This is a genomic window from Bacillota bacterium (assembly GCA_012842395.1).
In the GTDB taxonomy this organism is placed as follows: Bacteria; Bacillota; SHA-98; order UBA4971; family UBA4971; genus UBA6256.
This window is the reverse complement of the sequence record DUSX01000017.1, coordinates 213,910-234,752: the sequence shown is the minus strand read 5'-3', so window position 1 is coordinate 234,752 and position 20,843 is coordinate 213,910. Positions and strand designations below refer to the sequence as shown.

The following is a 20,843-nucleotide window of genomic DNA, read 5'->3' as shown; positions in this document are numbered from 1 at the left end:
GGATGGCAAGAGAGATCGTGATCGCGTCCTTCATAGTGAGGTTTGTGAGGCTCGGCGGGACCGAGGCCGATGACGCCCAGTGTTCGCCAGCTCTCAGGATCTCCGTTAAGAACATCCAGAGCGGCTACGAACGGCGATTTGCGCGCATGGACGAAGCTGTCGAGTTCATTCGCGATGAGATTGACCTGCTCGAGCAGGAGTAGGGGTTGGTGGTACCATGTTGGGCCAGCAGATCGTGAGCGGGCTTGCGGCAGGGTGCCTGTACGCCTTGGCTGCGCTAGGTCTCGTGTTGGTCTACCGAACCATGGACATAGTGAACTTCGCCCACGGCGAGATGGCCATGGTCTCGACGTTTGTTGCATACACTCTCCTCGCTCGCGCGGGCCTGCCGTATGCGGTCGCGGCGCTCGGAGCGCTCGCTTTCGCGGCGATCTTCGGGATGCTGGTAGAGCGAGTGTTCCTGAGGCCCATCCAGAACGGCCCGCTCATTAGCATGATGATAATGACCCTCGGTCTTTTCATGGTTTTCAACGGCGCGGCAGGATGGGTATGGGGGTTCGACCCCGTGAGCTTCCCATACGCCGTGAAGGGGCGGCCGTTCGTTTTGGGCGGGATCATCATCACCCGCGACAGCCTTCTTGTGCTCGCTGTGACTTGCGCGATGGCCCTGGGACTGTACCTCGTGCTCAGGTTCACCATGGCTGGGATAGCAATAAGGGCCACGAGTCAGAACGCCAGGGCAGCGAGGCTCATGGGCGTGCCCGTGCCGCGTGTGTACTCGCTCACGTGGGGAATGAGCTCGGTGCTCGGCGCGGTGGCGGGGATCCTGATCGCTCCGACCACGTTCCTGAGCCCCAACATGATGGCTGAGGTGCAGATCAAGGCGTTCACCGCGGCCGTGCTCGGCGGGTTTTCGAGCCTGCCCGGCGCGGTCGTGGGAGGTCTTCTGCTCGGAGTGCTGGAGAACATCGTTGCAGGGTACATCTCTACGCAGCTCAAGAGCACGTTCGCCTTCGCGTTGATAGTCGCGGTGCTCTGCGTCCGCCCGAGCGGGATACTCGGAACACCCCCCAAGAGGAAGGTGTAAGCACAGTGGGTGTGAGCTCGTCGAACAAGCAGAAGGACGCTTCAGCCACAAGTCCAGGCCGCGCCGCCGACGGTGGGGGTGGCGTTGCGCGGGCCACGATGCGCGCAGTGTCAACGCCAGCGGGGCGCTTGGCCGTCTGGGTGGTGGCGCTCGTTGCCCTCCCGCTCGTAACAGTGGCGCTGGGCAGGGCTTATGTGGTCTATCTCTATGATCTCGTGATGGTCAATATCATACTTGCTCTGGGGCTCAATATCCTGACCGGTTTCACTGGGCAGATATCCATTGGACATGCGGGATTCATGGCCATCGGTGCATATGCCTCGGCGATGCTCACCGGCCGGTTGGGCGTGCCGTTCGTGATAGCCATGCCCGTCGCCGCGCTCCTTACCGCCGCCGTTGGTTTCGGCCTGGGCATCCCCGCGCTCCGGCTTCACGGCCATTATCTCGCCATTGCAACGCTGGGGTTTGGGGTCGCGGTAAGCCAGCTATTCGCCGTGTGGGAAGGGTTCACCGGTGGTTACCAGGGGATGAAAGCTCCGGCGGCGTCGCTGTTCGGCTTTGGCTTCAACACAGACCTGCGTTACTATTACCTGGCGCTGGCCATCACCTGGCTTATGCTGGCGGCGGCGCGGAACATGCTCCGGACGAGGCCGGGAAGGGCCCTCATGGCTGTGCGCGACAGCGAGATCGCAGCCCAGGCCATGGGGGTTAACCTGGCCAAGTACAAGACGGCCGCATTCGCCATAAGCGCGTTCTACGCAGGAGTCGCTGGCAGCCTTTACGCCCACCTGGTCAAGTTCATCAGCCCGTTCGACTTCAACCTGAGCGTGTCGCTCACGCTCCTTGCGTCGATAGTCGTGGGCGGGCTGGGAAGTCTTCCCGGGTCGGTGCTAGGAGCCGTGTTCATGACGCTGCTGCCGCATGTTTTCAGCAGGGTGAAGAACCTGCCTCTGGTGCTCACGGGGATTTCGCTCATCGTGGTGGTCCTCTTTCTTCCGCACGGTCTCGTAAGCTTGCCGTGGAGGCTCTTGCCAGCTTGGTCCTGGCTGAAGGCGAGGCTAGGGATGAGAAGGGGTTTCGGGGCGAGGGGGTCGGCCAAACGTGGCGCTGCTTGAACTCGAGGGTGTGACCGTGAGATTCGGAGGTCTCGTTGCGGTAAATGATCTGAGCTTTACGGTGGAGGACGGAGCGATCCATGGTCTCATCGGTCCGAACGGCGCCGGGAAGAGCACGGTGTTCAATTGCATCAGCAGGTTCACTAAGCCTGCTGCGGGCGTCATCCGGTTCGCGGGCAGGGAGCTTGCGTGTGAGCCGCACGAGGTTGTCCTTAGAGGGATCAGCAGGACGTTTCAGAACGTTGAGCTCTTCCGGGGGCAGACCGTCATAGATAACGTGCTCCTCGGGCTCCACACAATTGGGTCTGTGGATTTCGTGCGCGGGGCGTTCCTGGGCCCGCGGGCACGTCACGAAGAGGCGGGTCTCCGGGAGAGGGCGGCGGAGATCCTCCGGATGCTGGGCATCGCCGAGTACGGCCCTAGGCTTGCGTACGGCCTGCCGTACGGCGTTCAGAAGCTGGTCGAACTCGCACGCACACTGGTATCGCGGCCAAGGCTCCTTCTGCTGGACGAACCCGTGGCGGGCATGAACTCTACGGAACGTGCCGAGCTCGCCGGCGTAATCAGGAAAGTGCGGGACGACCTTGGGATCACGGTGCTTCTCGTGGAACATGACATGTCCATAGTGATGGGCCTGTGCGACAAGATCACGGTTATGAACTTCGGGAGCAAGATCGCTGAGGGAACGCCTCTCGAGGTTCAGCGCGATCCGCAGGTTATCGAGGCCTACCTCGGGGAGGATGCCCAAAATGCTCCGGCTTTGTGACATCGACGTATACTACGGCTTGGTCCTCGCGCTTCGGCAGGTCTCCATTGACGTATCCGAGGGAGAGATCGTGGCGCTTCTTGGGGCGAACGGAGCTGGCAAGACCACTACTCTCCGGGCGATATCGGGAGTGGTGCGCCCGAGGCGGGGTAGGATCGAGTTCGTGGGCGAGCGTATCGACGGCTTCGCACCAGAGCGCATAGTCCAAATGGGGATCGTGCAGGCACCCGAGGGACGCCAGATCTTCCCTGAACTGTCCGTCAAGGAGAACCTTCTGATAGGAACCTACGCGCGGCGCGACCGGAAGGCGGTCGCTCAGGACTTCGACAGGGTGTACACGCATTTCCCCGTGCTCAAGGAGAGGGAGCGTCAGCCGGCCGGCACGCTCTCCGGCGGCGAGCAGCAGATGCTTGCCATCGGCCGGGCCCTTATGGCCCGGCCCAAGGTGCTTCTCCTCGATGAGCCGTCTCTCGGGCTCGCGCCGATCATGACAAGGCAGATATTCGATATCATAAGGACGCTCAACGCGGAAGGGACGACCATCCTCTTGGTCGAGCAGAACGCCCGCCTCGCGCTCGGCGTTTCGACAAGGGCTTATATCCTCGAGACTGGGCGAATCGTTCTCTCGGGTCAGAGCGAAAGCCTTTTGAAGAGCGAGGAGGTGAAACGTTCGTACCTCGGAGCCGGTGCCGCGCACGCTTGAATTACGAGCATCACGAGCATCGATTAGTATGAATCCAGAATCGGGAGGCGAGGATGACGTGAGAAGGTGCACTTTGCTGGTGGGGACGTTCTTGACGCTTGCGCTCGTCGCGAGCTTCGCCGGGACCTTTGCCTCGGCCGGAGCGGCGCAGGTGCCCGGGGTGACCGATGATCAGGTGCTCATCGGAACCTTCCAAGACCAGTCCGGGCCCGCCGCGGTGGTCGGCATCAACATGCGCAAGGGCATGGAGGCTTATCTCAACTGGGTCAACTCCCTTGGGGGGATAAACGGTCGCAAGATCAAGCTCATCGTGGAGGACGACGGGTTCCAGGCGTCGCGGAGCATGGCCGCGGTGAAGAAGCTGGTTGAGCAAGACAAGGTGTTCGCCTTGGTGGGTACCCTCGGGACTCCTGGCGTGGTGGCAACGATCGACTACATCATGGAGAAGCAAGTTCCGTCAGTGTACCAGGGAACCGGCGTGAGTGTTCTGGCGTTCCCGCCGAAGAAGTACTTCTTCCCGGTACAGCCCAACTACATCAGCGAAGGCCGCATCATCGCCCAGTACGTCGTGGAGAACCTGAAGATGAAGAGGATCGCCGTGGCCTGTGAGCAAACGGACATTGGTTCCGAGGGCCTTCGGGGCGTGAAGGAACAGCTCGTGACATACGGAATCGAGCCTGTGGCTGTCGTGAACTTCGGCGCGGCCGACGTGGATTTCAGCTCCCAGGTGCTCAAGCTGATTCAGGCGAAGCCGGAGGCGGTCATCATCTACTCCACTATCAAACCGTGCGCGGGCTTCCTGAAACAGGCTGCGACCATGGGCCTTTCGGCCCAGTTCCTCACGACGTACGTGAACGCGGACCCTGTCCAAATGCCGAGCCTCGCTGGGGAAGCCTGCGTTGGGCTCATCGCACCCGGGTGGGTGCCTGTCCTGGGCACGGACCCAGATTCCCAAAAGTACCTTGAGATCTATCAAAAGAGCTTCCCGAACGAGATGCCGAGCGCCTTCGCAGCCGCGGGCTTCATCGCCGCCGAGGTGTTCTGCGAGGGCTTGAGGCGGGCCGGGAGCGACGTCACCCGTGACAAGCTTATCGCCGCGCTTGAGACGCTGAAGGATTGGAACGGCATAATGGCTAAGGGCATAACGTACACACCGCAGTGGCGGTCCGGGAAGAGCTCGATGTACTTCATGAGGTTCGAGAAGCCCAAATTCGAGGAGGACTCCGTGAAGGTCATCTCTGACTGGGTCAAGCTCAAGATCTGACGGGAAGGTGGCGGTTTCGACTCGTCGAGTCACCGTCCTTCCATCGCACCATCCTCTTGCACCATCGGTTCAGGACAGTGCAGGGCCGGGCGCCGCACGCAGGCGGCGTCCGGCCCTGCCCGCGTCAACAATGGCTCGCGTTGTATTTGCATTGGAGGTTGCGTGTCTTCGGGCCGGCTCGCCGAGGGGCGGACCGGAAATTCCGCGTTGCGGACCAGGGGTGGCCATAGTATAATTGTAATGGCACACAAGCCGGTATGGAAACACTGTGCTTGCAGGCCTGTGGAGAGATGTGCCGATTGTGAAACGCAGCACATATCAGGGGGGATGAGAGTGTAGGGCGTGGGGGCGGTTGTGAAAGTCGTCGTTTTCACAAACCAGAAAGGAGATGTAACGACAGTGAGGAAAGCTTGGGTGTTATTGGCAGTTGCGATAGCGGTAGTCGCCTTGGCGAGCGCCGTGACGCTCGGGGCTGAGGCGCCGGCGTACAAGGACGGGTCGTACATAGGCTATGTCGCGAACGATCGCGGCGATGTCGTCATCGAGGTCGTGATCCAGTTCGGGCGCATAGTCGATGTCAACATGATAAACCCGGACAAGCCTCAATCGTACAAACATGAGCCGGCAAAGGCCTTGTTCCGGGAATATCCCCTCATGGTTGTAAAGAACCAAAAGGCCGCGATAGACGCTGTGAGCGGCGCGACTCAGTCGCGCAACGACTACATGAAGGCGACGCAGATGGCTCTTGACATAGCGAGCGGCAAGTACAAAGGGAACGTGTTCTACGGGCTTGCCAAAAACCCAGTGAATGGCAACACTCTTCTTGCGGTGACCGTGGCGGGTAAGAAGGTCACAAAGGTTGAGTTCATAACGAAGAAGTCCGATTATGACACCCTCATGCCGGCGAAGGGCGCGGACTACGGTTCCAAGGCCGCGAAGGAGTTCTTCGACAAGTTTCCGGAACTCGCTGTGAAGGCGCAAACGGACCTGAAGAAGATCGATGCCATAAGCGGTGCTACCCACAGCTACCACGAGTACCTCTACGCATACGAGAACGCGCTGAAGCAGGCTGGCTTGCTCTGAGCGGCCGTTGCTCAAGGTCGCTAAAAGAGGGCTGGCGTTGCAAGAACTAAGCACGACGCAGGCAGGCGCGCAGAAGGCCGGGCGCCCCTCCTAGAGCGGGGGCGGCGCCCGGCCTTCTGCGCGCATCGTCCATGTGTCCTCCATCCATTCTCCATCCGTTCGCCGTCCTGTGCTCCCATGAGACTGAGACCGGTGTTCGCACGCGCTCACGACGGGTGGTCCCCTGGTCCACAGGGGGTCGGAACACGGAATGGGAATGGGGTCCGGAGGTTACGGGATGACGAGCCTCTGGCCGACCCAGAGAACGTTGGCGTCAGTGATGCCGTTCGCCTCCATGATCGCCTGCACAGGGGCGTTGTACCTCAGCGCGATCTGCCAGAGAGTATCGCCCGGCTCGACGATGTGCACCGTGCCTTGGGAAGCCGCGCGCGACCCGCAATTCGCGCTTTGGCCTGGGACCGCCCAAGGGTCGTTCGGCGTTTGAATGATGATAACCTGGCCCACCCACAGGGCGTTCGCGTCTACGGTCGGGTTGAGCTCAATGAGCCTGTAGAGAGCGACGCCGTTCTTCACGGAGATCGCCCAAAGAGTGTCCCCGGGTTGCACGTAGTAGACTTGCCCAGGCCGCACCGGCGTCGTGGTGACGGGAGCCTGGGGCTGTGCTGCGGGTTCACCCCGCCACGTGGCCAGGGCCGGCCCGTACGGGCCGAGGTACTGGAAGGAGATCGAGGCCTGACGCGCGACCGCGTTTGCTTCATCGGCAGATGTGATCTCGCGTACGGAATTGACCGTCCATATCATGCCGGGGCCGGGTCCGAAAGGCTGAATGAGCTGCACGATATAGGCCCGCCCGGAGTGCTCCACGAGCACCTGAGCCTCACCAGTTCCCGAGTTCCTCCCGACGTCGACCTTCGATACCAGGGTGTACTTATCCTGCGCCGGGTCGAACCCGAGGCTTGCGCCTTCGAGACGGGCCACCTGAACCGGATCCAGCCTCCAGGTATCCTGCCCGTTGTTCACGCGCAGTTGCGCCTGGTACAAGTTCTGCCAGTCAAGGTTTACCGGACCGACTGCAACCTCGGCGGGCGCCTGGGCGGTCGTTCCGCGGTAGTACGCCTGGTTGCTCTGCCCCGCCCGGAACGAGGGGTGGGCGAGCAAGCCACGCGTGGACTGCTGCTCACCTTGTGCCGCCGCCCATGTCATCGCCGGCAACGCCAGCGCGGCGAGGATGGCGAGCCCCAGAACCAGCGAGTGTCGTACGATGTGACGCAAGACACCTCTCCTCCTTTGGAAGGAATGTTGGATGGGAGGCATCGGATGTGTCGATGTCCCGATCCCTTGAGCCATGATACATGGGCGGGCCTGGGTTGTCACCCTTCAGATCTTCCCATCTTAAGAGCTGGTTGCCAGGCACAGCGTGTGGCATCGCGCATTGTGGGCACGCGCCGCGCCCCGTCCGTGACCAGCCGCATAGTCCGGGCGCGGCTTTGTCCCTGGCCCGGCGGGGCGGGGGCGGGCCGACCGACGGCGGGCTGGGGGCTGGTGCGGGCGGGACTGTGTGCAGTGGGAAGGGAATGTGGTATTATGGTATAGCCAAGGAGAGTGTTGCGGGAGGGAGGAGCGTGTTGACGCTAAAAGACGTCCAAGGGAATGCCAATTTCCGGTTGCTCATAAGCAAGGCCAACGAGTACTTGTCGCTGCTCGGTTACACCGAACACGGACTGCGCCACGTGACGTACGTGTCCACGATGACGGCGTACATTCTGAGGAGCTTAGGATACGACGAGAGGACGGTCGAGCTCGGAGCCATCTCAGGTTATCTGCATGACATCGGGAACATGCACAATCGGAAGTACCACGGGCCCACCGGCGCGAACATCGTGTTCACGGAGCTTCGCATGCTGGGAATGCCGCTGGACGAGATCTGCACGATCACGACGGCCATAGCCAACCACGAAGAGGAGATAGGCATCCCCGTGAGCCCAGTGTCGGCGGCGCTCATCATCGCCGATAAGAGCGACGCTCACCGAACCCGGGTAAGGATGAGGCGGGCGCATGACATCCACGACAGGGTCAACCTCGCCATAACCGATTCAGCCTTGACGGTGGATAGCAAACGCAAGACCATTACGCTGGATATATCCTTTGATACTACCGAGTGCCAGATCATGGATTATTTCGAGATATACCTGACTCGCATGGAGATGTGCAAGCAAGCGGCCTCGCTTCTGGGCTGCAGGTTCAGGCTGGTCATAAACGGGCTCGAACTCCTCGGACAAGTGCAGCCCAAGGCGCCTACGGAGGCCGCCCCGCAGATAGCCTCGTCTCAGGCGGGTGCCTAGGGTCACGTTTTCTCAACCTTCCGCTTCCGCGTGCCCGGTGCGAGTGCCTGACATGCCGGGTGCTCGTCTGCATCGGAATGCGGGGAACCCACAGCGCTCTCCCCCGAGCTGCGGGTCGGCACTCAGCTGGAGCGGTACACGGCGCTCACCAAGATGTCGGTGAGGATGTCCTTGCCGGCTCCATCGGGAAGGGAAGCAAGGCAGCGCTTGGCTCGGGCGGCGCACCTCTCGGCGGTTCGTGACGCCCGCCGGAGGGCGCCCGATTCTCGCACGATCGCGATGACGCGCTCGCGAGCCGCGTCCCAGGCCGCGTCGCGCGCGCTGTCGCCGGCGGCGTTCCCGTTCCGGCTCCCACAAGGCTCGTTTTCGCAGCCGGAGGAGCCGGGAGAAGCGCCGTTCACATCCAGGCCGTTCAAGAGATTTCGCAGTTCATTGGACCACTTGGCGCTTTCCAGCGCGTATATGACCGGCAGCGTGTATACGCCGCAGGCGATGTCGTGCCCGGCAGGCTTTCCAGTGGTCGCGCTGTCCTGGGAGAAATCCAGGATGTCGTCGGCGATCTGAAACGCGACTCCGAGGTGGAGCCCGAAGCGGCGAAGCGCGTCCGCGGTGCTCCTCGGCGCTTCCGCGACGAGGGCGCCCGCGTAGCAGCTTAGGGCGAAGAGCATAGCGGTCTTTTGGCGGATCCGCCGCAGATACTGGCCGAAGGACACGGCCACGTTGCGCCTGCTCTCGTACTGCTCGATCTCTCCCTCGCAGACCTCCTGGACGGCCCTGGCTACGGAGGACAGCATTTCGTGGCTCGCGTACTCCGACAGTATGCGAAAGGCCCTGGTGAAGAGATAATCTCCTGTGAAGACCGCTACATCAGGTCCGTAGCGTGCGTGAACGGTTTTCACTCCTCTTCTGGTATCCGCGCCGTCGATGATATCGTCGTGAATCAGCGTTGCCATGTGGACGATTTCGATGGCCGAGGCGACCGGCACGAGCTTGGAAAGGTCGGCTTCGCCGAACATCCCCGATGCCAGAACGAGCGCGGGACGAACGCGCTTCCCGCCTGCCCTGAGGAGAGACATCACCGCGTCCGAAATGAGGCTGTGGCCGGTGGATAGCTGCTCTTCGAGGTAGGCCTCGACCTTTTTCAAGCTTTCGGCAAGCAAAGGATGAGACGACCACCCGGATACCAAAGGTTTGCCCATCGGTTTTCTCCATCTCCTGTCGCGCCCGGCTTCAGGGAAGCCTTGGGACCTCATGTGCCCGCGCGTCGTCCGGCCACCCGGCATCGGCCGACTGCGCGACGGCTTTCGGCAGAAATCTCAGGACGTACCCAGCGGCAATTCCGACGAAGTACCCCGTAGCGACCCCGGCCAACAGGAGCACGGGCAGGTAAGCGTACACGCCCATGGTGCCCACGACGATTCCAGCCACAAGGAGCTGGCCGATATTGTGGGATATGGCTCCCAGGACGCTCACGCCGACGAGACCAAACACCCCGCTGAAGCGCTTGTACGCGACGGACATCACTACGGTCGCGAGCATGCCTCCGACGACGCTGAACGCGAAGTTCGTGAGTGCGCCAGAGAGGAGCGACCCGAGAAAGGTCCGCAGGGCCACCACGATGAAGGCGTCATACGTTCCTGAAAGGACGATCACGAGGAGTGTGACTATGTTTGCGAGGCCCAGCTTAGCCCCGGGGACCATGAAGGGCACTGGGATGAAGCTCTCTGTTATGTGGAGCACGAGGGCGAGTGCCGTATAGATAGATATGTGTGTCAATCTCCGTGTTCTCGTCATCCCGCATGGAAGCCGCACGCGGCGCCGGGATGACCCGGCGCCCGCGCGGAAACCCATTTTCCTCCTTCCGGCCCTCCGGCGGTCTCACGTCCGCAATCACATGGCAACTCATGATTCAATACGCGATACCATCGAGCGCAGGCTTGGAAGCGCCCGCCGAACCCTGGATCTTCACTACCGCCCTATTGGGGAGACACACGATGATCTCCCCAGGGTGCTCTATCCAGCCGGTCTTGACGCACACTTTGTCCGGGCAATCCGATGAACGGACCCTCGCGCGCCCGTCGTCGGCGATCTCGACGACAACGGTATGACCGCCGGGCGCGTGAACGTCCACGGTCGCGACCCCTTTCACTTGTGAGAAAGGCACCGTGCGGAAATGCCGGTTATCGACCTCTATCACTACCTCTCGCCCGGCCCGAGCGACCCCTTGCCAGGCCCGGCCAAGTGTTCGCCCCGCCAGGATGCCGGCGGCCGCGCCCACGATGACGAGCGCAAGGATGAGGTCAGCCTTCCTGAACGTTTTCAAGCCCATAGAACTTGACCGCCCATCCCTTGTTGACTTCTATGACTCCGCGAAGGCCCGGGGACGCGATTACCTGCCGGTCCTCGGTGACGATCACGGCTTCGAGTCCCGGGAGACCCGCGATGAGCTTCATCCCTTCAGACGGCCCCAGGAGGAACACCGTGGTGGATAGGGCATCCGCGTCCACCGCACGGCGAGCCAGGACCGTCGCGCTCACGATGCCTGTCTCGGCCGGGTATCCCGTGTCCGGGTCGATTATGTGGTGGTAGCGCCTTCCGTATTTCTCGAAGAAACGTTCATAGGTACCGGATGATACCACCGCTGTGTCGCGCACAGGCACGACCGCGAAGGTGGCGCCGCGCTCCTTCCACGGATCTTGTATTCCCACTCTCCAAGGCGAGCCGTCAGGCTTCGACCCGACCACCAGGATGTTCCCGCCGAGGTCGATGAACGCGCTCCTCACTCCGCGTTTTACCAGCGTCTCGGCGGCCTCGTCAGCAGCGAAGCCTTTCGCGATCGCCCCGAGATCGATGGCCATGCCGGGCTTCTTGAGGCGCACGGTGCTGGCTGACTCGTCCAGTTCTACGCTCCTGTAATCGACCAGCGACTTTGCCGCTTCGATCTCGCTTGGCGCAGGCACCCTCGCGTGGTCGGTGCCGATACCCCACAGTTCGACCAGCGGGCCTATCGCCACGTCGAACTTTCCGCCGCTTAAGTCGCCGTATTCAATGGCCTTCTTCACCACATACAGTGTATCCTCGGCTACCTTGGTTGGCAAGCGTCCCGACTCGCGGTTCACCGCCGCGACGTCGCTGGACGGGACATTCACGCTCATTAGTGCCTCGACTTCCCTGATGCGGGCCATAGCCTCTTCAACCGCTTCGTCCGCAGGCCCGCCCGAGGCGTACGCCCGCACTTGGACGAGGGTCCCCAGGGCGAAGCCGGTCCGGGCCGATGCGCTTGGCTTGCCGCCATCGAAACCCTGGCAGCCTCCGACCGCCACGGCCGCCGCCAGCAGGACTATGAGAGCTATGATGCCACGGACCGCCCGCAGGACCGTAGCCGGACGTGCAACCGATGGAACCGGTGGACGGCGCTCAACGTTCAGGCCCGTCCGGGCGGCACCGCCGGCATTGCGGGCGTCCGCGCATGTAGGGGCGTCTAGGCGCGTGTTTATCTTTGTGCTCGTTTTCACGTTCACAGTCACAATCGTACGCCGTCCTTGCTCTACCGTTCAGGACGCAGCCTTAAACGAGAGGCCCTCGGGCTATGAGGGGCCATGAGCTGCGCCGGACCGCCGTGCGCCGCAAGCTGTCGAAACGCCCTGCCGGAACACTGTGATTGTACCATTGTCTGGCGAAACTGTCTATGGTATAGTTGAAACAGCGCAAGCGAGACTGGAGCGACAAGCCGGGCTCCAAGGGAGCGCGGCGAAACTTTAAATAGCTAGGGCGGCGTGTGTGATAGTCGTCACAATCACAAATGGGTGGCTGGGCGGCTGTGGGCAAGGCCCGGGGGAGCCGTCCGGCCGGCCGGGAAAAGAACGCGTGGGAGGAATGGTGGATGGCGGACAAAAAGAGGGTGGTCATTCTCGGAGCGGGGTACGGGGGGATTCATGCGGCCAAGACCTTGCAGAAGATGCTTGGACGCGACGAAGCCGAGATCACGCTCATCGACAAGAACGACCGGCATATACTCCTGACCGAACTCCACGAGGTCGCAGGGGCCCGCGTCCATGAAGACAGCGTGCAGATCCCTCTTGCCGACATCTTCGGGAGGAGCAGGGTCAGGGTCGTGCAGGATCTCATCACCGGGATCGACCTCGAGAGGAAGGTGCTCACATCGGAGTCGGCGGAGTATCCCTACGATTATCTCATCCTGGCGTGCGGCAGCGAACCGGAGTTTTACGGCATTCCAGGGATGGCCGAGAACGCCTTGACCCTATGGTCTCTGGAGGATGCCCGGCGGATAAGGGCACACGTGCGCCGCATGTTCGAGCTTGCGTCCGCTGAGAGTGACCCGGTCAAACGCCAGGAGTTGCTCACGTTCGTAGTTGGAGGCGGTGGCTTCACCGGCGTCGAGATGGCGGGGGAGCTCGCGGAGTGGGTGCCTGACCTCTGCCGGGAGTTTGGCATCTCGCGTTTTTCGGTAACCGTGTACGTTGTCGAGGCGTTGCCGCGCATCTTGCCGACGCTTGCCGAGAACCTCGCATGCAGGGCGGCCGAGGTCATGCGAGCGAAGGGCATCACCGTGCTCACGAATTCCCCGATAGTGGAAGTGAAGCCAGACGAGCTTACGCTGAAGTCCGGCGCAAAGATACGCACGCGCACGGTCATCTGGACGGGCGGGGTCCGGACCACGACGTTTCTTCAGGATAAGGGCTTCAACTGCAAGAAGCGCGGGCGCCTCGTGGTTAACGAATACCTGCAGGTAGATGGCCACAGCGACGTGTACGCCGTAGGTGACAACTGCCTCTTTGTGGACGAGAAAGGCGAGCTTCCCGCGCTTGTCGAGTCGGCCCTTCAGGGAGGGGCGTGCGCCGCCCGGAACATAGCCGCGGACATCAAGGGGGCGCCTAAGCGCAAGTTCCGGCCCCACCTGCACGGCGTGATGGTCTCGATTGGCAGCCATTACTCCGTGGCAGACCTCATGGGCATCTCACTGTGGAGCTATCCTGCGACCGTCATGAAGCACTTGGTGAACCTCCACTACCAGTGGGGGGTTGGAGGCCTACGGGTCATACTCAAGTATCTGAGACACGAGATGATAAACGCGAGAGGGGTGCTTTCCGGTCTCATGAAGCACGCAAACGTCAAGGTCAGCCTCGCCTGGCTGGTGATCCTGAGGGTGTTCCTCGGGTACGAGTGGCTTTTGTCTGGAATCGGCAAGATTCGCGAGGGGTTTCTTGTCTCCGGCGACAAGCTTGTGTCGGGATCTTCGCTGATGCCGATGGGCCCGGGGACGCCTGGATGGTACAGGTGGTTCATGGAGACGTTTGTCTTCCCGCATGCCCTCTTCTTCCAGTGGGTCGTGACCCTCACCGAGCTCGCGCTTGGGCTCGCCCTCATATTTGGCTTGTTCACGACCCTTGCGGCGCTAGGGTCCATATTCATGAACGTGAACTTCGCCCTCTCTGGGGCCGGCGGTGACATCTGGTTCGTGATGGTTTCCATAGCGATGCTCGCCGGAGCCGGAAGGGCGTTCGGGCTTGACTATTACGTGATGCCGTTCCTCGGAGAGGTCGTGAAGGGGGCGCTCCCGAAATCCTGGGTTTCGCACGGCAGGCAGGCAGCGTCGGCTGGCGGGACGAAGTGATTCTCGGAAGGACCTTCGCACCTCCACCTAACACTGGCCGCAACGCCATGAGAGCACCGTAAGCGCAGAGCTGGGGTACGAAACGTGTGCCTGGTGCCCGCCTCTTCTCACGGGGCACCAGGCACACCGAGCCTTTTTCGGGCAGAACGGACGACGTGGAAGGGACTCTATGCGCCCGCCGCATCACGCGCCTTCAGCGATCCTGACGGAGACGTAGCCTCGCCGTCCTGTTTGGCCTTCTCCTTGTAGTCAGCGCTGCGATTGTCGGTTGTGTAGAACCCAGAGCCTTTGAAGATGATGCTCACGTTTCTGCTGATGAGCCGCCTGACCGGGCCGCCACAGGTGGGACAGCGGGAGAGGGGCTCATCCGACATGCGCTGGAGTTCCTCGAAACGGCCGCACTTCTCACAGTAGTACTCATACGTAGGCATGTCGAGATAATCCCTCCTTTAGAAAACTCGGCGCATCGTGGGCGCCCTCTAGGGGACGGAGCGCCGCGTATCCCGCGCCAATTACGTACTATACGCCGCTCCTTGGCTCGTGTCAATAACGCCCCTTCGACCCGGCTCGCTGGCGTCCTTGAATCCATGGGGGGCCCGGAATCATTTCCTCGCGCTTCTCCCGCCGGATGCATTTGTGAAGCGTACCACAAAGTGCTACAATGTACCAGGGGCGGCCTGCGGCGGCCTGATGGGGTGCAGCACGGGTGCATCGGTTTTGCCCTACCAACCCCGTTCATGGTGTATTCATCCACGGTTTCATGGGCGTCTTCACGAGCTCGACCAACCTTGGGCGTTGAAGGGAGCGCGGTGTCTGGTGTCAGGCGAGCGGGTAAGGGCCGCGAGAAAGGCAAAAGGGCTTACGCTCGTTGAGCTTGCCTCGAAGGCGGGGCTTTCCTATTCGTACCTGAGCGAGATAGAGCGCGGTGCCAAGACCCCATCCCTGGAGGCGCTCACACGGCTTGCGGATGCGCTCGGCCTGAGCAGGTCCGAGGTCATCGGGATCTCCGAAGACCAGGGGCATCATGGCATCGGGCTCGGTGACAGGCTGCGTCTCGCCCGCGAGGACAGGGGCATGACCCTGAAGGAAGTCGCGTCTGCGGCTGGCATATCCAGCACGTATCTGAGCGAGATAGAGCGCGGAAACGTGCGGCCTGCCGTGTCCGTCCTGAAGAAGCTCGCGCGCGTGCTGCGCGTTCCGCTGTCTGTCGTCATGTCGCCCAGCGAGCGCAACGGCCTCCTCGGCGAAAAGCTCAGGAGGCTGAGGGACAAACTCGGCATGACTCAGGCCGAGGTGGCCGCGAAGGCCGGGGTTTCGGCTGCGCTTATCGGCCAAATCGAGCTGGGACGCGTCTCGCCCTCGCTGAAGACAGTGAACAAGATAGCTTCAGCCCTTGGCGTGTCCCCCTGCTACTTGGTGCTGGACAGCGAGGGCGCCGAGGAGCTCCTTCCGGGGATGAGCAAAGATCTCCGGACCGTGCTGCAGGACCCCAATGTCCAGATGCTTTTGAGCGCTGTATGCACCATGAGCGAGCGCGAGATCCGGTTCGTTTTCGAGATGATCGCCCTGCTCAAGAGGTCCGGGCTTGGCTCGGCGTGAATCGTGGCTCTGCGTAAGGCGCGGCAGGCCCGCTCGTGCGGCAGCAGGCAGCGGACAGAGCTGGGGCCTACAGCGTTCTGACAACTGCTGCGAGACGCCGGCCGGTCCGGCCTTTTCCTACTCTCCCAGGTAAGCCTTGCGAACGGCCTCGTTCTCCAAAAGCTCCGGTCCGGGACCCTCCATCGTGATTGCCCCAGTTTCCAGCACGTACGCGTAGTCGGCTAGTTTTAGGGCAGCCTTGGCGTTCTGCTCTATCAGGAGGATCGTGCACCCCTCGTCGTGTATCCGGGTAAGCGCCTTGAATACCTCGCGCATGAGGACAGGCGCTAGCCCCAGGGACGGCTCGTCGAGGCACAGCAGCCTCGGCCGTGACATGAGAGCCCTGCCCACCGCGAGCATCTGCTGCTCGCCTCCGGAAAGCGTGCCGCCCTTCTGCGAGAAGCGCTCCTTGAGTCTCGGGAAGAGAGTGGTCACCCAGTCCAGGTCCTGTTGTATGCCCGCGGTGTCCTGCCGTGGGTACGCCCCCATCATTAGGTTCTCCAGGACGGTGAGGTTGCGGAATATCTTGCGGCCCTCCGGCACCATCGCTACTCCCGAGCGCACGATGTGGTGGCTCGGCTTTCCGACGATGTTCTGGCCCTTGAGCTCGATGGACCCCCGCCGGGCTTTCACAAGGCCCGTGATGGCGCGCAGGGTGGTGCTCTTGCCGGCCCCGTTCGCGCCTATGAGCGTGACGATCTTGCCCTCGGGCACGTCCATGGAGATCCCCTTGAGCGCGTGAATGCCGCCATAATAAACGTGGAGGTCTCTGATCTTGAGCATGCTACTTCTCCTCCTCGCCCAGGTAGGCCGCTATGACTCTGGGGTTCGACTGGATCTCCTGCGGGGTTCCCTCGGCGATCGAGACTCCATAGTCGATCACGCGTATCCGCTCGCAGATCCCCATCACAAGCCGCATGTCATGTTCGATGAGAAAGATCGTGAGGTTGAAATCGTCCCGGACGCGACAGATGAACTTCATCAGCTGTGTTGTTTCCTCAGGGTTCATGCCCGCCGCTGGCTCATCCAACAGGAGGAGCCGAGGCCTCGTCGCGAGCGCCCGCGCGATCTCGAGGCGGCGCTGCTGGCCGTACGGGAGGCTGCCTGCCTGCTCCCTCGCGAGGTCTGCGAGCCCTACCCGTTCGAGCAGCGCCATTCCGCGCTCGCGCGCGTCCCGGTCTTCCTGGACATAACCCGGCAGTTGGAACGCGGCCGAGAGGAACGAGGACTTCAGCCTCAGGTGTTGCGACACGAGGACGTTGTCGAGCACGGTCAGACCCGTGAAAAGGCGGACGTTTTGGAACGTTCTGGCAATGCCTATTGCGGCTATGAGGTCGGGGCGCCATCCTGTGATGTCTTGTCCTTCGAAGATCACCCGGCCGCTGGTGGGCGAATACTGGCCCGTGATTATGTTGAAGACCGTCGTCTTGCCCGCGCCGTTGGGCCCTATGAGCCCGACGAGCTCGCCCTTTCTGATGTCGAGGGAAAAGTCGTTCACGGCCACGAGCCCGCCGAACTTTATGGTCACGTGATCGAGGGTCAGGACGACTCCGTCTTGCGTTCGCGCTTCCACTCTCGCACCCCCCTGGTAACTCTGAGCACGGACAGAACCCAGTCCCACGATAGCTCGAACTGGCCGAAGAGGCCGCGTCGATAGAAGATCATGAGCAGAACGAGGAGTATTGAGAACACGACCATCCTCATGCCGGGGACGCCCGGGATATGGAGTGACCCGATGTCGATGGGTGCCTCCACAACCCGCAGGAGCTCGGAGACGACGGCGAACCCAAGCCCTGTGACGACCGATCCGGTTATGCTCCCAAGGCCTCCAAGCACGATGATAATGAGCAGGTTGAACGTCATTCCGAAAGTGAACAGGGTCGGGGAGATGGTCGTGATGAGCGAGACCAGAAGGCCGCCAGCCACTCCTCCGAAGAAGCCGCTTGTAACGAAGGCCAGCATCTTGGTTCGGAAAACATTGACTCCCATGGCCTCTGCTGCGATCTCGTCGTCACGTATGGCTTTCATGGCTCGCCCGTAGCTTGAGTTCGCGATATTGCTTACAACCAGCGTCGCCACGACGGCCGCCCCGAAGCACCAGTATACGTTGGCGTACTCGGGTATGCCCTTCATTCCCAGGGGACCGTTGGTCAGCCGAATGAGGTTGTTGGCGAGAACGAAGATTATCTCGCCGAAACCGAACGTGGCTATGGCGAGGTAGTCCCCGCGCAACCTGAACGAGGGGATGCCCACGAGAAGCGCCCCTATCGCTCCCATGACGCCACCCAGCAGGACGGCGAGGCCGAAGAGGTAACCAGGGAACGAAAACGAGTTGAAGGGCCACATGAGAGGCTCGAGGAACCACACGAACTGCTTCTGCTGGAGAGGCAGGATGAGGAGGGCCGTGGTGTACCCCCCGAGCGCCATGAACCCGTTAGGCCCGAGTGAGAATTGGCCCGTAACGCCGTTGACGAGATTGTACGCAACCGCCGCGACCACGTATATCGCGCCTGTGCGTGCCACCCGCAGCGGGAACTCCCCGAGGTGTGTGTCGGCCCACCACAGGGCGAGAAAGAGCACAACTATGAGGGCAAGCGTCAAAACAAGGTGCAGACGTCTTCTCTCCATGTCACACCTTCTCCTTTAGGGGTTCACCAAGGATCCCGGTCGGGCGGAGGAGCAGGAAAACCAGGAGCAACGTGAAGATTATGCCGTCCCGATAGCCTGAAAGGCCAGGCAAGAGCGCGACGGTCATGATCTCGACGAGCCCGATGAGGAAGCCCCCGAGCATTGCTCCGGTGATGTTGCCGATGCCGCCGACCACCGCCGCGGTGAACGCCTTCCATCCGGGGTAGATTCCCATAAGCGGGTTGATCTGTGGGTACTTGCAGGCCCACATTATGCCGCCGGCTGCGGCCAGAGCTGAGCCTATTGCGAAGGTGTATGATATCACCCGGTCCACGTCCACTCCCATCAGCCGGGTCGTCTCGATGTCCGTGGAGACGGACCTCATGGCCATGCCGACTTTGGTGCGGTACACGATGAACAAGAGGAGCGCAAGCAGGGCTAGGCTAAGGATGGGAACCCAGATCGACACACCTGACACGGCGGCGGGCCCGATCTTTATCACCCTCGCCATGATGTCGGGCCTTTGGAAAGCCTTCGGCCGTGCCCCCACGGTCACAAGCCCCAGGTTCTCCAGGAAGAACGAAACCCCCACGGCCGTCATCAGCGCAGATATCCTCGGTGCATTTCTCACGGGACGGTATGCCGCCCTATCAACTATGATTCCGACGAGGGCCGTGAGCACTATGGCGAGGATCGCTGATACGCCCCATGGCAGCCGGAATATGGCCACCAGGAAGAACGCGAAGTACGCGCCCACCATGAAGATATCGCTGTGAGCGAAGTTGATGAGCCTTAGAATGCCGTAAACCATCGTGTACCCGATGGCGATCAGCGCATAAAGGCTCCCGAGAGAGATGCCGTTCATGAGTTGCTGAATGAAAGTCTCGAGCGTCATTCGCATCTACTCCTTAAAAGGCGACGTCACGCGCCGCTACCCTAGAGGACTCGCAAGATACCGGACGGGGGCAAGAAGGAACCTTGCCGTTTTCACAGCCACGGCCCTCCTTGCCCCCTGTGATGACTGGAGCTGATTTCGCACCGCGGCGCCTCAACCGAGACCTGCTCAAGCTATCCCTGCCGGCGGCGCCGCGACGAACGGGCGTTTCCGACCCCGCTCCCTTTCAGGCAAACGAGGGTCCCTTCGTGCACATGCGTCAAGCGATCGCCCGTAAGCAGCCGTAGGCAGCCGTCACGGATACACGATCGACTGGTAATCCCACTTACCGTTCCTCACGATCCTGAATACCACGGGTTTAATCGCGTCGCCGTTCTCGATCGTGACGGGCCCGGTCACCACCGGCAAGTCCTTCGTGTCTTCTATGGCCTGGGCGATCTTCTTGGGATCATCCGACCCGGCCCTCTTGATCGCGTCGAGGACTATCAAGTAGCAGTCCGCGCCGAGGGCGCCGAACACGTTAACCTCGCTGTCGGCTCCGAATTTCTTCTTGTAAAGCTCGACGTATTTCTTGCCGATGTCCGTCACGGCCGCCTTCTCATGCCAGAAGGTTGTGTGCTGGACGCCCTCCACGGCCTTCCCGCCTATGGACAGGAACTCCTCAGTAGCTATCCCGTCGGCTCCAAAGACAGGTTGAGTGAGGCCGAGGTCCCGCGCCTGACGGACAGCAAGGGCGGTCTCTTGGTAGTAGTTGGGGATGTAGATGACGTCGGGGTTCTTGTTCTTGATCTCGGTGAGCTGCGCGCTGAAGTCCTGGTCGCCGTACTTGCACTTCTGGTGAGTGAGCACCTTGCCGCCGAGCTTGATGAACTCCTTCTCAAACATGGTTCCGAGAGCGATGCAGTAGTCGTTGGCTATGTCGGAGAGGATCGCGGCGGTCTTGGCTTTGAGGTCTCTGTAGCAATATGTTGCCGCGATGGACGCCTGGAACGGGTCGATGAAGCACGCGCGGAAGACGTACTTCTTGCCCTGGGTGCAGAGGGGGTTCGTGGTCGTAGGGCCGATAATCGGGACCTGTTTCTTCTCGCAGATCTCGCCGGCGGCGAGCATGTTGCCGCTGATCGTGGGCCCGATTATCGCGACGGCCTTGTCGTTTTCGATGAGGCGGGAGGCGGCGTTAGCAGCCTCGACCTTGTCTGACTTGTTATCGAGGAGCTTGAAGACAACCGGCCTGCCAAGGACCTCGGGCTTGACAAGCTCCTTGATAAGGTTGACCCCTTCCCACGCTGCCTGGCCGTATGCGGCCACCTGCCCCGTCATCTCAAGGTTGAATCCGATGACGATGGGCTCCGCCGAGTATGCCACCGCTCCCAGCGAAACAAGGGCAATAACCAAAACGAAGCATAGTATGAACCTTCTCACTGCTCACTACCTCCTCGTTTTGCGCAAGGTTGCCGGTTTTTCCTAGCCTGCTCCATTACAAACCTTCGGATATGTGTACGAGTTTACGCCCGACTGGTCACCTCCTCCGGGAGAGAGCGCCGGCCCTCCCCGCCGTCTGAAATATGCCCGCAGCGCAGGTCCGCCTGCCCTTTGTCACAGGGACGGACCCCGAAGCAATGAAGCATGCCGTCCGCGCTGCGCTCGAGTAGATGGCCCACACCTGCTTCCGTCCGGGCTCTCGCGC

General features: G+C 61.5%; 21 protein-coding genes. 10 read left to right on the top strand and 11 right to left on the bottom strand.

Annotated elements, in window-relative coordinates; genetic code table 11:
- Positions 1–2 precede the first annotated feature (2 nt).
- The 7 genes from GX515_06060 to GX515_06030 all read left to right on the top strand — a co-directional run bounded on the left by GX515_06060 (position 3) and on the right by GX515_06030 (position 6,018).
- Positions 3–203 carry a hypothetical protein gene (locus tag GX515_06060; GenBank protein HHY32582.1) on the top strand — a complete coding sequence of 67 codons (201 nt, stop codon included), beginning with the start codon at positions 3–5 and terminating at the stop codon, positions 201–203.
- Between the two features lie 14 nt (positions 204–217).
- Positions 218–1,087, top strand: a complete 870-nt coding sequence (locus GX515_06055) for a branched-chain amino acid ABC transporter permease (protein HHY32581.1) — start codon at positions 218–220, stop codon at positions 1,085–1,087.
- 5 nt (positions 1,088–1,092) lie between these two features.
- Positions 1,093–2,202 carry a branched-chain amino acid ABC transporter permease gene (locus tag GX515_06050; protein ID HHY32580.1) on the top strand — a complete coding sequence of 370 codons (1,110 nt, stop codon included), beginning with the start codon at positions 1,093–1,095 and terminating at the stop codon, positions 2,200–2,202.
- Positions 2,189–2,968 (top strand): ABC transporter ATP-binding protein, encoded by a 780-nt coding sequence (locus GX515_06045; GenBank protein ID HHY32579.1) that lies wholly within the window; start codon positions 2,189–2,191, stop codon positions 2,966–2,968. Before GX515_06050 ends, GX515_06045 begins: the two co-directional genes overlap by 14 nt.
- Positions 2,952–3,671 (top strand): ABC transporter ATP-binding protein, encoded by a 720-nt coding sequence (locus tag GX515_06040; protein ID HHY32578.1) that lies wholly within the window; start codon positions 2,952–2,954, stop codon positions 3,669–3,671. Before GX515_06045 ends, GX515_06040 begins: the two co-directional genes overlap by 17 nt.
- A gap of 58 nt (positions 3,672–3,729) precedes the next feature.
- Positions 3,730–4,935 (top strand): ABC transporter substrate-binding protein, encoded by a 1,206-nt coding sequence (locus GX515_06035; protein ID HHY32577.1) that lies wholly within the window; start codon positions 3,730–3,732, stop codon positions 4,933–4,935.
- A gap of 399 nt (positions 4,936–5,334) precedes the next feature.
- Complete coding sequence (locus tag GX515_06030) at positions 5,335–6,018, top strand: FMN-binding protein (protein HHY32576.1); 684 nt, start codon at positions 5,335–5,337, stop codon at positions 6,016–6,018.
- A 270-nt stretch (positions 6,019–6,288) separates the two neighbouring features.
- On the opposite strand, the gene GX515_06025 is transcribed toward GX515_06030, so the two are convergent.
- On the bottom strand, positions 6,289–7,290 hold the full coding sequence (locus GX515_06025) for a LysM peptidoglycan-binding domain-containing protein (GenBank protein ID HHY32575.1): 1,002 nt from the start codon (positions 7,288–7,290) through the stop codon (positions 6,289–6,291).
- A gap of 302 nt (positions 7,291–7,592) precedes the next feature.
- Between GX515_06025 and GX515_06020 the strand changes: the two genes are divergently transcribed.
- Positions 7,593–8,360 carry an HD domain-containing protein gene (locus GX515_06020; protein ID HHY32574.1) on the top strand — a complete coding sequence of 256 codons (768 nt, stop codon included), beginning with the start codon at positions 7,593–7,595 and terminating at the stop codon, positions 8,358–8,360.
- Positions 8,361–8,482: 122 nt separating this feature from the next.
- Here GX515_06020 and GX515_06015 read toward each other — a convergent pair whose 3' ends face one another.
- The 4 genes from GX515_06015 to GX515_06000 form a co-directional block, all read right to left on the bottom strand.
- A complete protein-coding gene (locus GX515_06015) occupies positions 8,483–9,559 on the bottom strand; it encodes a polyprenyl synthetase family protein (GenBank protein ID HHY32573.1) in 1,077 nt (358 codons plus the stop codon).
- Between the two features lie 31 nt (positions 9,560–9,590).
- Positions 9,591–10,154, bottom strand: coding sequence for a Gx transporter family protein (locus GX515_06010; GenBank protein ID HHY32572.1), 564 nt, complete (start codon positions 10,152–10,154; stop codon positions 9,591–9,593).
- Positions 10,155–10,269: 115 nt separating this feature from the next.
- The gene (locus tag GX515_06005; protein ID HHY32571.1) at positions 10,270–10,689 is read right to left on the bottom strand and encodes a NusG domain II-containing protein; all 420 of its coding nucleotides are present in this window, start codon (positions 10,687–10,689) and stop codon (positions 10,270–10,272) included.
- Entirely contained in the window at positions 10,661–11,734 is a 1,074-nt protein-coding gene (locus GX515_06000) for an FAD:protein FMN transferase (protein HHY32570.1), read from the bottom strand. The genes GX515_06005 and GX515_06000 overlap by 29 nt, the downstream gene beginning before the upstream one ends.
- Before the next feature lie 509 nt (positions 11,735–12,243).
- Between GX515_06000 and GX515_05995 the strand changes: the two genes are divergently transcribed.
- Complete coding sequence (locus GX515_05995) at positions 12,244–13,995, top strand: FAD-dependent oxidoreductase (protein ID HHY32569.1); 1,752 nt, start codon at positions 12,244–12,246, stop codon at positions 13,993–13,995.
- Between the two features lie 167 nt (positions 13,996–14,162).
- Here GX515_05995 and GX515_05990 read toward each other — a convergent pair whose 3' ends face one another.
- Positions 14,163–14,426, bottom strand: a complete 264-nt coding sequence (locus GX515_05990) for a zinc ribbon domain-containing protein (GenBank protein ID HHY32568.1) — start codon at positions 14,424–14,426, stop codon at positions 14,163–14,165.
- A 259-nt stretch (positions 14,427–14,685) separates the two neighbouring features.
- Here GX515_05990 and GX515_05985 point away from each other — a divergent pair, with 259 nt between their 5' ends.
- The gene (locus tag GX515_05985; protein ID HHY32567.1) at positions 14,686–15,594 is read left to right on the top strand and encodes a helix-turn-helix domain-containing protein; all 909 of its coding nucleotides are present in this window, start codon (positions 14,686–14,688) and stop codon (positions 15,592–15,594) included.
- Between the two features lie 117 nt (positions 15,595–15,711).
- Here the strand turns inward: GX515_05985 and GX515_05980 are convergent, their stop codons facing one another.
- From GX515_05980 to GX515_05960, 5 genes are all read right to left on the bottom strand, one after another.
- On the bottom strand, positions 15,712–16,416 hold the full coding sequence (locus GX515_05980) for an ABC transporter ATP-binding protein (protein HHY32566.1): 705 nt from the start codon (positions 16,414–16,416) through the stop codon (positions 15,712–15,714).
- A 1-nt stretch (position 16,417) separates the two neighbouring features.
- The gene (locus tag GX515_05975) at positions 16,418–17,206 is read right to left on the bottom strand and encodes an ABC transporter ATP-binding protein (protein HHY32565.1); all 789 of its coding nucleotides are present in this window, start codon (positions 17,204–17,206) and stop codon (positions 16,418–16,420) included.
- Complete coding sequence (locus tag GX515_05970) at positions 17,173–18,261, bottom strand: branched-chain amino acid ABC transporter permease (GenBank protein ID HHY32564.1); 1,089 nt, start codon at positions 18,259–18,261, stop codon at positions 17,173–17,175. Before GX515_05970 ends, GX515_05975 begins: the two co-directional genes overlap by 34 nt.
- 1 nt (position 18,262) lies before the next feature.
- Positions 18,263–19,156: a branched-chain amino acid ABC transporter permease gene (locus GX515_05965; GenBank protein HHY32563.1), complete on the bottom strand. Its 894-nt coding sequence runs from the start codon at positions 19,154–19,156 to the stop codon at positions 18,263–18,265.
- Between the two features lie 294 nt (positions 19,157–19,450).
- The gene (locus GX515_05960) at positions 19,451–20,578 is read right to left on the bottom strand and encodes an ABC transporter substrate-binding protein (protein HHY32562.1); all 1,128 of its coding nucleotides are present in this window, start codon (positions 20,576–20,578) and stop codon (positions 19,451–19,453) included.
- Positions 20,579–20,843: the final 265 nt, after the last annotated feature.

Coding starts and splice junctions, on each gene's coding strand:
- GX515_06060 (HHY32582.1), top strand. CDS start 3: ATGGCAAGAGAGATCGTGATCGCGTCCTTCATAGTGAGGTTTGTGAGG.
- GX515_06055 (HHY32581.1), top strand. CDS start 218: ATGTTGGGCCAGCAGATCGTGAGCGGGCTTGCGGCAGGGTGCCTGTAC.
- GX515_06040 (HHY32578.1), top strand. CDS start 2,952: ATGCTCCGGCTTTGTGACATCGACGTATACTACGGCTTGGTCCTCGCG.
- GX515_06020 (HHY32574.1), top strand. CDS start 7,593: ATGTGGTATTATGGTATAGCCAAGGAGAGTGTTGCGGGAGGGAGGAGC.
- GX515_06015 (HHY32573.1), bottom strand. CDS start 9,559: ATGGGCAAACCTTTGGTATCCGGGTGGTCGTCTCATCCTTTGCTTGCC.
- GX515_06010 (HHY32572.1), bottom strand. CDS start 10,154: ATGACGAGAACACGGAGATTGACACACATATCTATCTATACGGCACTC.
- GX515_06005 (HHY32571.1), bottom strand. CDS start 10,689: ATGGGCTTGAAAACGTTCAGGAAGGCTGACCTCATCCTTGCGCTCGTC.
- GX515_05995 (HHY32569.1), top strand. CDS start 12,244: ATGGCGGACAAAAAGAGGGTGGTCATTCTCGGAGCGGGGTACGGGGGG.
- GX515_05990 (HHY32568.1), bottom strand. CDS start 14,426: ATGCCTACGTATGAGTACTACTGTGAGAAGTGCGGCCGTTTCGAGGAA.
- GX515_05985 (HHY32567.1), top strand. CDS start 14,686: ATGGGGTGCAGCACGGGTGCATCGGTTTTGCCCTACCAACCCCGTTCA.
- GX515_05980 (HHY32566.1), bottom strand. CDS start 16,416: ATGCTCAAGATCAGAGACCTCCACGTTTATTATGGCGGCATTCACGCG.
- GX515_05970 (HHY32564.1), bottom strand. CDS start 18,261: ATGGAGAGAAGACGTCTGCACCTTGTTTTGACGCTTGCCCTCATAGTT.
- GX515_05965 (HHY32563.1), bottom strand. CDS start 19,156: ATGACGCTCGAGACTTTCATTCAGCAACTCATGAACGGCATCTCTCTC.